This window comes from Pseudomonas sp. S60, from assembly GCF_016647865.1.
Lineage (GTDB): Bacteria > Pseudomonadota > Gammaproteobacteria > Pseudomonadales > Pseudomonadaceae > Aquipseudomonas > Aquipseudomonas parafulva.
Genome location: NZ_JACVVH010000025.1, coordinates 50,636 through 63,981, shown reverse-complemented (window position 1 = coordinate 63,981; position 13,346 = coordinate 50,636). Strand labels below are relative to the sequence as shown.

At 63.6% G+C, this 13,346-nt stretch carries 13 protein-coding genes; 5 read left to right on the top strand and 8 right to left on the bottom strand.

Annotated elements, in window-relative coordinates:
* Positions 1-16: 16 nt before the first annotated feature.
* The 3 genes from IAE33_RS14455 to IAE33_RS14445 are packed head-to-tail and all read right to left on the bottom strand — an operon-like array spanning position 17 to position 3,603.
* The gene (locus tag IAE33_RS14455) at positions 17-964 is read right to left on the bottom strand and encodes a dihydrodipicolinate synthase family protein (protein ID WP_201164002.1); all 948 of its coding nucleotides are present in this window, start codon (positions 962-964) and stop codon (positions 17-19) included.
* 44 nt (positions 965-1,008) lie between these two features.
* Positions 1,009-1,935, bottom strand: a complete 927-nt coding sequence (locus IAE33_RS14450; protein ID WP_201164001.1) for a 4-hydroxyproline epimerase — start codon at positions 1,933-1,935, stop codon at positions 1,009-1,011.
* Positions 1,936-1,986: 51 nt separating this feature from the next.
* On the bottom strand, positions 1,987-3,603 hold the full coding sequence (locus IAE33_RS14445; RefSeq protein ID WP_201164000.1) for an APC family permease: 1,617 nt from the start codon (positions 3,601-3,603) through the stop codon (positions 1,987-1,989).
* A gap of 242 nt (positions 3,604-3,845) precedes the next feature.
* Between IAE33_RS14445 and IAE33_RS14440 the strand changes: the two genes are divergently transcribed.
* Positions 3,846-4,628 carry an AraC family transcriptional regulator gene (locus IAE33_RS14440; protein WP_201163999.1) on the top strand — a complete coding sequence of 261 codons (783 nt, stop codon included), beginning with the start codon at positions 3,846-3,848 and terminating at the stop codon, positions 4,626-4,628.
* Here IAE33_RS14440 and IAE33_RS14435 read toward each other — a convergent pair.
* A complete protein-coding gene (locus tag IAE33_RS14435; protein ID WP_060481332.1) occupies positions 4,616-5,503 on the bottom strand; it encodes a LysR family transcriptional regulator in 888 nt (295 codons plus the stop codon). The two genes, IAE33_RS14440 and IAE33_RS14435, sit on opposite strands and share 13 nt — an antisense overlap.
* A 140-nt stretch (positions 5,504-5,643) precedes the next feature.
* Between IAE33_RS14435 and moaB the strand changes: the two genes are divergently transcribed.
* The gene (gene moaB, locus IAE33_RS14430; protein WP_028635403.1) at positions 5,644-6,183 is read left to right on the top strand and encodes a molybdenum cofactor biosynthesis protein B; all 540 of its coding nucleotides are present in this window, start codon (positions 5,644-5,646) and stop codon (positions 6,181-6,183) included.
* Positions 6,184-6,223: 40 nt separating this feature from the next.
* Here the strand turns inward: moaB and IAE33_RS14425 are convergent, their stop codons facing one another.
* Entirely contained in the window at positions 6,224-7,123 is a 900-nt protein-coding gene (locus IAE33_RS14425) for a bestrophin family protein (RefSeq protein ID WP_201163998.1), read from the bottom strand.
* A 20-nt stretch (positions 7,124-7,143) separates the two neighbouring features.
* On the bottom strand, positions 7,144-8,148 hold the full coding sequence (gene moaA / locus IAE33_RS14420) for a GTP 3',8-cyclase MoaA (protein ID WP_028635405.1): 1,005 nt from the start codon (positions 8,146-8,148) through the stop codon (positions 7,144-7,146).
* Between the two features lie 213 nt (positions 8,149-8,361).
* Between moaA and IAE33_RS14415 the strand changes: the two genes are divergently transcribed.
* On the top strand, positions 8,362-10,692 hold the full coding sequence (locus IAE33_RS14415) for an FdhF/YdeP family oxidoreductase (protein WP_201163997.1): 2,331 nt from the start codon (positions 8,362-8,364) through the stop codon (positions 10,690-10,692).
* Between the two features lie 31 nt (positions 10,693-10,723).
* On the opposite strand, the gene IAE33_RS14410 is transcribed toward IAE33_RS14415, so the two are convergent.
* A complete protein-coding gene (locus IAE33_RS14410) occupies positions 10,724-11,185 on the bottom strand; it encodes an Lrp/AsnC family transcriptional regulator (RefSeq protein WP_201163996.1) in 462 nt (153 codons plus the stop codon).
* 92 nt (positions 11,186-11,277) lie between these two features.
* Here IAE33_RS14410 and IAE33_RS14405 point away from each other — a divergent pair, with 92 nt between their 5' ends.
* The gene (locus IAE33_RS14405; protein WP_060481336.1) at positions 11,278-12,459 is read left to right on the top strand and encodes a trans-sulfuration enzyme family protein; all 1,182 of its coding nucleotides are present in this window, start codon (positions 11,278-11,280) and stop codon (positions 12,457-12,459) included.
* Between the two features lie 42 nt (positions 12,460-12,501).
* On the top strand, positions 12,502-12,936 hold the full coding sequence (locus tag IAE33_RS14400) for an MAPEG family protein (protein WP_201163995.1): 435 nt from the start codon (positions 12,502-12,504) through the stop codon (positions 12,934-12,936).
* A 67-nt stretch (positions 12,937-13,003) separates the two neighbouring features.
* On the opposite strand, the gene IAE33_RS14395 is transcribed toward IAE33_RS14400, so the two are convergent.
* A complete protein-coding gene (locus tag IAE33_RS14395) occupies positions 13,004-13,240 on the bottom strand; it encodes a YdcH family protein (protein ID WP_201163994.1) in 237 nt (78 codons plus the stop codon).
* Between the last annotated feature and the right edge of the window lie 106 nt (positions 13,241-13,346).

Here is a 13,346-nt window from a genome sequence, read left to right as displayed (position 1 = left end):
GAGATTGCGGCTGAGGTCAGGCCACGTTCTGCTCGGTCGACCAGTGCGCATACCAGCTACGGAACAGCGCGTACTGCTGCTCGGCATAGTTGCGCTGGGCATCGGTCAGGGCATCGGTTTCGTTGAAGTGCAGGGTGTACTCCGTGTCGCCGTTGAGCACCATCAGGTGCTTGTAGTACAGCACCAGGTCGCAACCTTCATCGAACGACGACAGCACCCCCAGTGCCGCTTCCAGCTCACGGGCCAGGCGGCGGGCTCGGGCGTCGCCCTTGGCGGCCTGCTTGCTCAGGCTCACCAGTTGCAGCACCTCCCGTGGCAAGGCGTTACCGATGCCGGTGATGGCGCCGGTGGCGTTGCAGTTGACGAAGCCATGCACCACCTGGGTATCCACGCCCACCATCAGCGTCACACCGTCATCCTTGGAGGTGATGTGCTCGGCCGCATAGCGCAGGTCCGCGCCGCCGCCGAACTCCTTGAAGCCGATCAGGTTGGGGAATTGCTGGCGCAGTTCGAAGAACAGGTCGGCGCGGGTGGCGAAGCCGTAGTACGGGCTGTTGTAGATCACTGCCGGCAGCGCAGGCGCGGCGGCCAGAATCGCCGCGAAGTGGTGTTTCTGGGCAATCAGCGATGCACCCCGGCTGAGTACCCGTGGAATGACCATCAGGCCCGCGGCGCCCACCTTGGCCGCGTGGGCAGCGTGGGCGGCGGCTTCGCGGGTGTTCACCGCGCCGGTGCCGACGATGGTCGGGATGCCCGCTGCCACCAGCCGCGCCACACCCTCCTGGCGTTCGGCCTCGCTGAGCAGTGGCCAGTCACCCATCGAACCGCAGTACACCACTGCGCTCATGCCAGCCTCGATCAGCTCACGGCCCTTGCGCACCAGTGCGTCGTAGTCCGGTTTGCGCTCGGCGGTGCAGGGGGTCATCAGGGCGGGCATGGTGCCGGTGAAGATGTTGTCAGTCATTGTTAGTGCTCCTGGCGGTGTCGGGTGGTAAAGGAAAGCAGGGGTCAGATGCCCCAGGCGAAGGGGTCCTGTTCATCGATCAACAGCGTGCTGTCGGCGGTCATGTAGGCGCGGCCGGTAATGAATGGGCGAATCCGCTCCCCGTCGCGCTCGTAGCGGCCAGTGAACTGGCTGCCGGTGATGCTGGCCTGTACCCAGGCCTGGCCCTCGGCCAGCTTGCCGTCTGCCGCCAGGCAGGCCAGCTTGGCGCTGGTGCCGGTGCCGCAGGGCGAACGGTCGTAGGCTTTGCCCGGGCACATGACGAAGTTGCGGCTGTCGGCTGCGGCGTCTTCGGCAAACAGCTCGACGTGGTCGATGGGGGCACCGTGCTCACCGGTAATGCCTTGGGCTTCGAGGGCCTTGAGCATGGCCCAGGTGTAGTCGGTGAGGGCTTCGCGGTTGCTCAGTTCAAGGCGCTGGCCATGCTCGCTGACCAGAAAGAACCAGTTGCCACCCCAGGCGATATCGCCGCGCACCACGCCATGGCCGGGCACATCCACCGCCACCTGCTGGCGGTAGCGGTAGGCGGGCACGTTGCCGACGGTGATGGCGCCATCTTCATGCAGGGTGGCGCTGACCTGGCCGACCGGGGTGTCGATCTTGTGCACCCCCGGTGCGATCAGGCCCAGGTGCTGCAGCGAGGCAACCAGGCCGATGGTGCCGTGGCCACACATGTTCAGGTAACCGGCGTTGTTGAAGAAGATCACCCCGCAGGTGGCGTCCGCCGACACCGGTGGGCAGTACAGCGCCCCCACCAGCACGTCGTTGCCCCGCGGCTCCAGCAGGCAGGCCCGGCGCCACGCATCGTGCCGCTCGCGCAGTTCGTCGCGCTGCTCGGCCATGCTGCGACCGTGCAGGTGCGGGAAGCCTTTCATCACCAGGCGCGTGGGTTCGCCGCCGGTATGCGAGTCGATGATGTGGATCTGTTTCATGGTCGTGTCCGTAGTGTGGTTGGCCAAGTCTTGCGCTGTGGATGCGGGCCCTCAGGGCGCCGTTACCGCCGGGCCTTGGGCGACCAGCGGCGCTTGGCTGGCTTCGCTTTCATCCTCGCCCTCCAGGCGCACCAGATGTGCCGGCACCCCGGTGCGCGCACCCCAGTAGTAAATGCCAAGCGCACATGCGGCGACGATCACGGTGTCGAGCGGGTGGCCGATCACCCCGGTGCCGCCAAAGCTGCCCAGCCAGGACAGCAGGATGGTCACGGCGTAGAAGCCGATCAGCCACGCCGACGAGCGCACCTGCTGGGCCAGCGACACGTGCTCGGTGGGCACGAAGCGCGCACACACCAGGTACAGCACGAACATCAGGATTTGCAGCGCCAGCAGCCAGGACACCGTGCCCCAGCCCGACCAATACACGATCAGTGCGGCGATGATGAACGACAGCGGGCCCAGTACACCCATGCCCTTGACCCGGAACGGGCGCGGCATGTCGGGAGCGTTTCGGCGCAGGGCGGCGACGGTCACCGGGGCCACTGCGTAGCTCAGCACCAGTGCAGCGGACACCACGTTGATCAGCGCTTCCCACGAGGGGAATGGCAGGGTCCAGAACACCGACAGGCCAAAGGTCAGCCACAGGGCCGGGCGCGGAATGCCAGACTGTTCATCGACGCGGGTGAAGTAGCGGAAGAACGTGCCGGTCTTCGCCCAGCCATACACCACGCGGGGGGTGGCATTCATGTAGATGTTGCCGCAGCCGCTTGGGGAGATCACCGCATCCGCCACCACCAGGTAGGCCAGCCAGCCCACTCCCAAGGCCAGGGCGATGTCGCGGTAGGGCAGGGCCAGTTCCTTTGTCACCGCCGACCAGCCATTGGTCAGCATGTCAGTGGGCACGCTGCCGAGAAATGCCAGTTGCAGCAGGGCGTAGATGGCGGTGGACAGCAGCACCGACAGTATCAGCGCAATAGGAATGGTGCGTTGCGGGTTCTTGACCTCGCTGGCCACCGAGATGATCGGTGTGAGGCCCAGGTAGGCGAAAATGATGCCACCGGCCGATACCGCCATTTCCACCCCGGACAGGCCAAACGGCGCAAAACCCTGTACCTGGAAATTCTCGGGTTTGAAGAAGGTGAACAGCACCCCGATCACCAGCAGCGGCACGATGAACTTGAACACGCTGACCAGGTTGTTGGCTTTGGCGAAGGTTTTCACGCTGCGGTAGTTCAGGATGAAGAACAGCCCCAACAGTGCGAACTGCACCAGCCAGCCAAGCACGGTCGGGTCGCTGGTGCCGGCCTTTGTCAGCCCCGGGAACCAGGCAGCGGCGTACTGGCGCGAGGCGACCACTTCGATGGCGATCAGGCTGGAAAAGGCGATCAGGGTGATGAACCCCATCAGGTAGCCCAGCAGTGGCCCGTGGGAATACACCGGGTAGCGCACCACGCCGCCGGCACGCGGCAGGGCCGCGCCCAGCTCGCAATACACGATGCCCAGCAGCAGCACGGCAAAGCCGCCCAGAAACCACGACAGAATACCCGCAGGGCCGGCAATGGCTGATACGTGGCTGGCAGCGAACAGCCAGCCGGAGCCGAAGATGGCCCCTAGGCCGATGAAGGTGAGGTCCAGCAATGACAGCTGTTTCTTGAATTTGCCTGACATGGGTTCGCCTTTTTGTTGGTTATTGGATAGGCAGGTCTGATGTCACGAGGTGCGGCGTTGCGGCCGCGCTTTTGTGGAACATGGGCGGCTTGCATGGGGCATAGAGTGAACCGATCGGCGGGGCGGTTCTTGATGGTTTTCTGCAGGGGGCATGACGAAATCGGCACAGTCACGAAAAACCGTTGGCGTGCCGCAAGGCCGTGGAGATAGGCTCGAAGCCTCACTGAACATGGGCTTTAGAGATGATGCCTACCCCCCTGGCTACCCTGTGCCCGGCGCTGGAGCGGTACCGGCCGGCCAACCTTGAGGCGCTGCTGGGTGGCGTATCGCTGCTGCTGCCCATCCTTGACGCCATCCCCAACGCGGCGATCTTCATCAAGGATGAAGCTGCCCGTTATGTGCTGGCCAACACCACCCTGGTGCAGCGCTGTGGGCTCAAAGGGCTGGCGCCGTTGCTGGGCAAGACCAGCGCCGAGGTGTTTCCGGCGCAGCTGGGCCCGGGCTATACCGAGCAGGACCGCCGCGTGCTGAAGGAGGGCCTGGTGCTCGAAGACCAGCTGGAGCTGCACCTGTATGGCAGCCGCGAGGCCGGCTGGTGCCTGACCCACAAGCGCCCTTTGCACAACGTGGAAGGGGCCATCATTGGCCTGGTCGGCATTTCGGTGGACCTGCAGTCAGCGGCAGACACACACCCCGCCTATCAGCGCCTGGCCGCTGTGGACGAGCACATTCGTCGCCACTTCCAGCAGCCGATCAGCATGCGGGAGCTGACCCGCATAGCGGGCATATCCGTCGCGCAACTGGAGCGTTACTGCAAGCGGGTGTTTCACCTCACCCCCCGGCAGATGATTCACAAGGCGCGCCTGGAGCAGGCCCACCGGCTACTGCATTCCGAGCTGCCAATCACCGAGGTCGCGCTACGCTGCGGCTACACCGACCACAGCGCCTTCAGCCGCCAGTTCAAGCAACTGACCGGGTTCACCCCCCGCCAGTACCGCCAGGCGACCAGTGTTCAGGGCGCCTGAAACAGTGCTTTCGCCTCGGTAAAGCACTGCTCGGCAATGGCCGAACGCGGTTCGCTGCGGCGCAGCAGCAGGCCCACGGGGCTGTGGATGGCGGCATCCACCACCGGCAGGATGCGCAAGTGCTCGCTGAGGGCTTCCAGGCCGCAGCCCAGCGGCATGATTGCGCAGCACAGGCCGCTGCTGATGGCCTGGATCAGCTGGAAGCTGGAGTCGCTTTCCAGCACGGCATTGGGTTCCAGGCCCCGGCTACGCAGGCTCAGGTCCAGTGATTGGCGGTAGTGCATGCCCTTGCTCAGTAGGCCCAGGGGCGTGTCGCCCAGCTGGTCCCAGCGCAAGGCATCGCCCGTGAACTGGAAATGCCGCGTGTCATGCAACAGGCCCATGGTGGTGATGCCCAGTTCGATGACCTCGAAGAACCGGGTATTGACCTGGTCCAGGTAACAGATGCCCAGGTCGAGCTGGTTGCGGCTAAGGCCATCGACCACCTGCTCCGAACTCAGCGAACTGAGTTGAAAGTGCAGCCCGGGGTATTTTGCCCGCAGCGGCAACAACAATTGCATGGGGTTGAAGCTGGCCAGCGGCACCGTGCCCAGGCGCAGGCTGCCTACCACCTGGCCACGGCAATTGGCCGCCTCGGCCTGCAGGCCATCGTGGGCGGCGAGCAGGGTGCGGGCCCAGGCCAGGATGCGTTCACCGGCCTCGGTAAAGCCTTCGAATCGCTGGCCCCGTTTGACCAGCACCAGGTCCAGTTCATCTTCAAGGTTGCGCAAGCGCATGGACAGGGTCGGCTGGGTGATGTGGCACAGCGCCGCTGCCTGCCCGAAGTGGCGGGTCTGGTCGAGGGCGAGGAGAAACTTCAGCTGCTTGATGTCCATGCGCTTGCCTGGTAACGGGGTGGGCAGACCATAACCCACGTCTGCGATAGATGCTATTGATCGGCCAGTACGTGATATCGATTGGACGCCTGCAGCGCCGGCCTCTAGCGTGGCGATACTGACTTCGAGGGGGCTTTACCGTGCGTGTTCAACCTGATGCGGCCTTTGTACCGCTCAACATCGCTGTGCTGACCGTCAGCGATACCCGTACTTTCGACACCGATACCTCGGGTGAGCTGCTGGCCTGCCGCTCAGTGGAGTTTGGCCATCGCCTGGTGGCGAGGGCACTGCTGAAGGATGACCTGTACAAGATCCGTGCGCAGGTCGCCAGCTGGATTGCCGACGAGCAGGTGCAGGTGGTGCTGATCACGGGCGGCACCGGTTTTACCGGGCGTGACAGCACCCCGGAAGCGGTGGAGTGTTTGCTGGACAAGCGCATCGACGGGTTTGGCGAGTTGTTCCGTGCGCTGTCGATTCTGGATATCGGTACTTCCACGGTGCAGAGCCGTGCCCTCGCAGGGCTTTCCAACCGTACCCTGGTGTGCTGCGTGCCTGGCTCAACCGGGGCTTGCCGCACGGCCTGGGAGGGCATCCTGGCCGAACAGCTGGACGCACGCCACCGGCCATGCAATTTCGTCAAGCATCTGAAGCCGATCGCGCCCTGCGAGACCCGCGGCTGAGCCCCAATCACCCAGTAGCCGCCCGTGCGCCAATGCACCGTCAACTCAACACATACCCCACCGGCAACAGCGCCGGTGGCAACGGTGTTTCCCCCAGCCCTGCCAGCACATCGCGCTCCACGGTCCGCACCATGGCATCGGTGGGCAGGTCGTTCTCATCGCGCCCGAACGGGTCTTCCAGCTCGTTGCCGATGGCATCCAGCCCGAAGAAGGTGTACCCCACGATGGTGGTGAACAATGGCGCCAGCCAGCCCAGCGGTTCGGCCAGGGCAAAGGGCAGCAACAGGCAGAAGATGTAGATGGTGCGGTGCAGCAGCAGCGTATAGGGGAACGGCAACGGCGTGCCCTTGATACGCTCGCAGGTGGCCTGCACCTCGCTCAGCCCCACCAGCCGCTGTTCCAGCAGACTGTAGCGCCAGTCGCTGATCTGTTGTTGCTCGGCCAGGTGCGAGCACTGCGCACCGACCTCACGCAGAATCCCGTCGCACACATTATGCGCGCTGATCCGTTCGGGCTGCGTCAACCAGGGGCGCGCGGCCTCCACATCATCTTCCCCGCGCAACCGCGCATTCAGGGCATGGGCAAAACCGCATAGGTTGCGCAGCAGCTCGGCCCGCAACCGGGCATCGGTGATCACCACACTTTCACGCACGAACGAGCGGGTTTCGATGATCAGCTTGCCCCAGGCCTTGCGCCCCTCCCACCACCGGTCGTAGCAGGCGTTGTTGCGAAAACTCATGAAGATCGACAGCGACAGCCCCAGCAGGGTGAAGGGCGTGGCGCTGACCGGGTAGAAGAATGCCGGGTAATGGCGCTCGGCCAATACAATCAGCGCCGCCAACAGCGTGACCATCAGGCAGCGCAGGGCGATGCGCTTGAGGATTGACCCTTTGAGGGTGAACAGCACCCGCAGCACACCATGGGTGGGATGAACGATCATGGAAGTCCAGAGACGGCTGCTCAGCCGCCGGTCATGTTCATGAAACGCAGGATCTGTACGTCGCCACCCACTTCAAAATGGTGGCGATAGGGTTTCAGGTGCAACGAATCGCGAATGGCTGTTTCCAGCCGCTGCGGGTTGCCCGGGTGGGCGCGCAGCACGTGTTTGAGGTCAACCGAGTGCTCGTTGCCCAGGCACAGTAAAAGGCGGCCTTCCACGGTGAGCCGCACCCGGTTGCAGGTGGCGCAGAAGTTGTGGCTATGGGGTGAGATGAAGCCCACCCGGGTGCCCGGCGCTTCGGCCAGCCGCCAGTAGCGGGCAGGGCCTTGGGACGATTCGGTAGATTCGATCAGGCTGAAGTGCTCGGCCAGGCGCTCGCGCACTTCGTCGCTGGAGCAAAACGACTCACCGCGCTCATGCTCGTTGATCACGCCCAGGGGCATTTCTTCGATGAAGGTGATGTCCAGCTCGCGGTCTATGGCAAAACGCACCAGGTCTACCAGCTCATGGTCGTTGCGGCCCTTGAGCACCACGCAGTTGAGCTTGGTACGGCGAAAGCCCGCCAGACGCGCCGCGTCTATGCCCGCAATCACTTGGTGGAGATCGCCGGTACGTGTCAGTTGCTTGAAGCGCGCAGCATTCAGGCTGTCGAGGCTGATGTTCAGGCGTGTGACGCCCGCGTCGAACAACGGCTGCGCCAGGCGCCCCAACTGCGAGCCGTTGCTGGTCAGGCACAGCTCGCGCAGGCCGGGCAGGGCGGCGATGCGCTCGCACAAGCCGACGATGCCCTGGCGTACCAGTGGCTCCCCGCCGGTCAGGCGGATCTTGCGGGTACCCAGTGCCACGAAGCGCTCGGCCACCTGGAACAGTTCCTCGAGGCTCAGGATCTGCTGGCGCGGCAGAAACTGCATGTCTTCGGCCATGCAATACACGCAGCGGAAATCGCAGCGGTCTGTCACGGACATCCGCAGGTAGTCGATTTTCCGGTTGAAGCCGTCGATCAGGGCCCGGCTGTTCTGTTCCACGTGCACACTCGAATGGGTGGGGTACGCCTCCAAGCTATAACCTGGGGGCAGGGCAGTCAAATTGCTTTGCCCGACCGTATGATAAACAGGCTCTATCGCGGCTTGGGGCCCATCATCGAAACCGCTTATCACTCCGTAAGATCTTTCGATTGGACGCCCCAGCACCACGCTCCGTAGGCTGAATGAAAGCACCGTAGCGTGAGGATTCACCGCATGAGCCAAGACGACCACATCAGGGACTACAAAGGCGCCGCCGCCGGCTGGGGGGCGCTCAAGAGCGTCACCAAAAGCTGGCTGGGCAGCGAAAACGCCTTCAAGAACCTGCGGGCCATGCTCAAGACCAACCAGAACGGTGGCTTCGACTGCCCCGGCTGCGCCTGGGGCGAGTCGCCGGAAAGCGATATGGTCAAGTTTTGCGAGAACGGGGCCAAAGCCGTCAACTGGGAGGCCACCGGCCGTTCGGTGGACCCTGCCTTCTTTGCCAAGTACAGCGTCAGCGCCCTGGCCGAACAGACCGACTACTGGCTGGAGTACCAGGGCCGGCTCACCCACCCCATGCGCTACGACGCCGCCACTGACCATTACGTGGAAACCAGCTGGGAAGAGGCGTTCGCCCTGATCGCCCGGCACCTGCGCGCACTCGGTTCGGCCGATGAGGCCGAGTTCTACACCTCAGGCCGCGCCAGCAATGAAGCCGCCTTCCTCTACCAGCTGTTCGTGCGCGCCTATGGCACCAACAACTTCCCCGACTGTTCCAACATGTGCCACGAGGCCAGCGGCGTGGGGATGTCCGAAACCCTCGGCGTGGGCAAGGGCACGGTGGTGTTTCACGACCTGGAACTGGCCGACGCCATCTTCGTGATCGGCCAGAACCCCGGTACCAACCACCCACGCATGCTTGAGCCGTTGCGCGAGGCAGTAAAACGCGGCGCGCAGGTGGTGTGTTTCAACCCCCTCAAGGAGCGCGGGCTGGAGCGCTTTCAGCACCCCCAGCACCCGTTCGAAATGCTCAGCAACGGCTCCGAGCCCACCAACACGGCGTATTTCCGCCCGAACCTGGGCGGCGACATGGCAGTGATGCGCGGCATCGCCAAATACCTGTTGCAATGGGAACGCGAGGCCCAGGCCAGCGGTGCGCCGGCGGTGTTCGACCACGCGTTCATCGCCGAGCACACCAGCGGCGTGGACGCCTACCTGCAAGCGTTGGATACCACGCCCTGGGCGCATATCGTGGAGCAGTCCGGGCTTACCCAGGCCGAAATCGAGCTGGCTGCGCGCATGTACCGCAAGGCCGAACGGGTGATCATGTGCTGGGCCATGGGCGTTACCCAGCACCGGCATTCGGTGCCCACCGTGCAGGAAATCGTCAACCTGCAGTTGTTGCGGGGCAACGTTGGTAAACCGGGGGCTGGGCTTTCCCCCGTGCGCGGTCACAGCAACGTGCAGGGTGACCGCACCATGGGTATCGACGAAAAGCCCAAGCCGGCGTTGCTCGATGCTCTGGAGAAGCGCTTCGAGTTCCGCGTGCCCCGTGCCCACGGCCACAACGCTGTGCTGGCGATCAAGGCCATGGAAGAGGGGCGCTCGAAGGTATTCATCGCCTTGGGCGGGAACTTCTCCCAAGCCACGCCAGACACCCCGCGCACCCACGCGGCGCTGCGCAAATGCGCGTTGACCGTGCAGATATCCACCAAGCTCAACCGTTCGCACCTGGTCACTGGGGGGGATGCGCTGATCCTGCCGTGCCTGGGCCGGACCGAAATCGACGTGCAGGCCAACGGCCCTCAAGGGGTAACGGTGGAGGACACCTTCAGCATGGTGCACATCTCCCACGGGCAACTGCGGCCGCGCTCGCCGCACCTGCGCTCGGAGCCTTGGATTGTCGCCGGCATGGCCCAGGCCACCCTGGGCAAGCAGCCAATCGACTGGGAATACGCCGTGGCAGACTACGGCCGTATCCGCAGCATGATCGCCGACGTGATCCCAGGCTTTGCCGCGTTCAACGAGCGCCTGCAAGAACCTGGCGGCTTCCACCTGGGCAATGCCGCCGCTCAACGCGCCTGGCGCACGGCTACCGGCAAGGCCCGCTTCAGCCCGCATGCACTGCCTGAGCAACTGGTCAACGCCAAGGTGCTGGCCCGGGGTGACACGCCTGACCTCATTCTGCAGACGCTGCGCTCCCACGATCAGTACAACACGACCTTGTACGGCCTGGACGACCGCTATCGCGGTGTATTCGGGCTACGTGAAGTGGTCTTCGTCAACGAGGCCGACATTCGCCGCCTGGGTTTCGAGCCCGGTGAGCAGGTAGACCTGGTGTCGCTGTGGGAGGATGGCGTGGAGCGTCGCGTATCGGGCTTCCGCCTGGTGGCCTATGACGTGCCTGAGGGGCAGGCCGCGGCCTACTACCCCGAAACCAACCCGCTGGTGCCGCTGGACAGTTACGGCGAGGGCACCTACACGCCGACCTCCAAGTTCGTGGCAATCAAGGTCGAGAAGGCCAAGGCGGGCAACCGGATCGAGGCGGTGCTGGCGGCTGATTGACGGCGGCAGGCCCCAGTACAGCCACTCAGCATCAGGAACGATGCACCGGATACGCCGTGGTGTACTTCATCTGCTCCATGGCAAAACTGGACGTGATGTTCGATAGCCCATCGGTACTGTTGATCAGCTTCTTGTAGAACCGGTCATACGCGGCGATGTCCCCCACCACCACCCGCAGCATGTAGTCCCAATCACCGGACATACGATAGACCTCCATTACCTCCTCGAACGCGGTCACGGTTGCCGCAAACTGCTCCAGCCAGACGCTGTCGTGCCGCTGGGTTTTCAGTTGCACGAACACCGTCAGCCCCAGCCCTAGCCGTTCAGGGTCCAGCAGGGCGACGCGGCCCACGATGTAACCCTCGTCTTCCAGGCGCTTGACGCGCTTCCAGCAGGGGGTGGTGGACAGGTTGACCGCCTCGGCCAGGTCCTTGAGGGACACCGAGGCATCGCGCTGCAGCAGGGTGAGAATGTGTTGGTCGAAGCTGTCCATATCAGGCGCAGGCCTTGGCGAAGAAGTTTTCACAGGTTACCCCAAGGTCAGCACTTTGGGGTTGTGCGATAGTGGCAGCTTCACCTCTGCCAATGGGCCTGACCATGTCCGACAAGCCGCGCCATTTCGCCACCCGAACCATCCATGCCGGCGAGCAATTCAGCGTTGCCGACAATGCCATCTTCCCGGCTATCGTCACTGCCAGCTCGTTCATCAAGCGCGGCCTGGACGACAAGCCCGAGTACTCCTACAGCCGCGTGGGCAACCCCACCCGGCACGCTTATGAAACCTGCGTGGCGGCCCTGGAAGAGGGCGCCGGCGCGGTCGCCTGCGCCTCCGGGGTAAACGCCACGGCCACCGTGCTGGAACTGCTGCCCAAGGATGCCCACGTGGTGGTGATGAACGGCGTGTACGGCGGCACCTTCCGCATCATGGAAGATTACCGCAGCCACACCTCAGGCCTGACCACTACCTATGTCGACCTCAACGACCTGCAGGCTGTGGCTGCGGCCATCAAGCCGGAAACCCGGCTGATCTGGATCGAGTCGCCCACCAACCCCCTGCTGCACCTGGTCGATATCAAGGCGGTGTGCGACCTTGCCCGCGCGCGGGGCATCCTCACCTGCATCGACAACACGTTCTGCTCCCCCTGGAACCAGCGCCCGATCACCTTGGGTGTAGACCTGGTGATGCATTCGGCCAGCAAGTACATCGGTGGCCACTCCGACCTGACTGGCGGCGTGGTGGTGGCCGCCAGCGACGAACTGCTGCACCGCCTGCGCCGTATCAGCATGGCGATCGGTGCGGTGCAGGGCCCGTTCGACTGCTACCTGGCGCTGCGTGGCCTGAAAACCCTGGACGTGCGTATGGAGCGCCAATGCGCCAATGCGCTGCGCGTGGCGCGCATGCTCGAACGCCACCCCCAGGTGCAGCAGGTGTACTACCCGGGCCTTGAAAGCCACCCGCAGCATGAACTGTGCAAACGCCAGATGCGCAGTGGCGGGGCAGTGGTGGCCATGAAGGTAAAAGGCGACCGAGCTGCCATGAACCGCCTGGTGGAGGCGTTGCAGATTTTTGTGCTGGCCGATTCGCTGGGCGGGGTGGAAAGCATGATCAACCATTCGTGGAGCATGTCCCACTGCTCCCTCAGCCCCGAGCAGAAGGGTGTGATGGGGATCAGCGAAAACCTGCTACGGCTGTCGGTGGGGATCGAGGACAGCGCTGATCTGATCGAGGACCTTGAAAACGCCCTCGGCGCCCTGATTACCCGGTAGCCACCTTGGCGTAAACCTTGATGCCCATCTAAAGGAGTAGATATGAGCGTCGTTCTCTACAGCTATACCCTGTGCGTACTGGTGTTGTTCGGCAAGATGTTGGCGATATCGTGCTACCAAGGGTTTTACCGCATCGGGCGCATGACCTTCAAAAATGCTGAGGATGCACGCCTGGTTGGTCGCGCAGCGAGCGCAGAAGAGCTTCCGCAGGTGGCCCGGGCGTCGCAGGCTTGGTCGAACGATTTGGAGAATATTCCCTTGTTCTTCGTTCTCGGGGGGCTCTATGTAGCGCTGGACGGGCCGGCCGGTCCCGCACCCTGGTTATTTGGCGCATTCACGGTCGCGCGCATCATGCATACGGTTACCTACTTGGGGCACTGGCAACCATGGCGTACGTTGTCTTATGCCGTGGGGACGATATGTCTGCTTTGGCTGGCAGGTCTGATCACCACCCAATTGGTGACCAGCAGCCGTTGAGACACGGCTGCTGGCATGGGCGACACTGCTATGGGTATGGGCGAAAAGGTTCAAGCGCCGGGAGGGGTCATGCCCCCGGTGCGTGAATGGCGCGCTCGATCTTGTCCTTGATCAACAGCCGCTCCTTGCGCAGCCGGTTGACCACATCGTCATTGGTGCCATTGCTTTCTGCAGCGAGCACCTCCTTGTCCTTGGCGTTGTATTCCTTGTGCAGTGCGTGCAGCGTCTGGTCCTTGTCAATGAGCGCCTGGAAGGCATCGGCGGTTACGTGCAAGTCAGCGAGCAGGTCATGCGGAACTGGCATTTCTTCACCTCGGTCAGGTTGGTCGAAGGTCCTGACCACTGAGGATAGCTGCCTTTGGCCGGGTCTGGCGGCCGGGGTTGGCTGAACGCCAGCTGAACAAGTTGCA

Excerpts from the sequence above, each read along its gene's own strand:
- IAE33_RS14400 (WP_201163995.1), top strand. The coding sequence starts at position 12,502 with ATGAGCGTCGTTCTCTACAGCTATACCCTGTGCGTACTGGTGTTGTTC.
- IAE33_RS14395 (WP_201163994.1), bottom strand. The coding sequence starts at position 13,240 with ATGCCAGTTCCGCATGACCTGCTCGCTGACTTGCACGTAACCGCCGAT.
- IAE33_RS14445 (WP_201164000.1), bottom strand. The coding sequence starts at position 3,603 with ATGTCAGGCAAATTCAAGAAACAGCTGTCATTGCTGGACCTCACCTTC.
- IAE33_RS14440 (WP_201163999.1), top strand. The coding sequence starts at position 3,846 with ATGATGCCTACCCCCCTGGCTACCCTGTGCCCGGCGCTGGAGCGGTAC.
- IAE33_RS14435 (WP_060481332.1), bottom strand. The coding sequence starts at position 5,503 with ATGGACATCAAGCAGCTGAAGTTTCTCCTCGCCCTCGACCAGACCCGC.
- IAE33_RS14405 (WP_060481336.1), top strand. The coding sequence starts at position 11,278 with ATGGGCCTGACCATGTCCGACAAGCCGCGCCATTTCGCCACCCGAACC.
- IAE33_RS14415 (WP_201163997.1), top strand. The coding sequence starts at position 8,362 with ATGAGCCAAGACGACCACATCAGGGACTACAAAGGCGCCGCCGCCGGC.
- IAE33_RS14455 (WP_201164002.1), bottom strand. The coding sequence starts at position 964 with ATGACTGACAACATCTTCACCGGCACCATGCCCGCCCTGATGACCCCC.
- IAE33_RS14450 (WP_201164001.1), bottom strand. The coding sequence starts at position 1,935 with ATGAAACAGATCCACATCATCGACTCGCATACCGGCGGCGAACCCACG.
- IAE33_RS14410 (WP_201163996.1), bottom strand. The coding sequence starts at position 11,185 with ATGGACAGCTTCGACCAACACATTCTCACCCTGCTGCAGCGCGATGCC.
- IAE33_RS14425 (WP_201163998.1), bottom strand. The coding sequence starts at position 7,123 with ATGATCGTTCATCCCACCCATGGTGTGCTGCGGGTGCTGTTCACCCTC.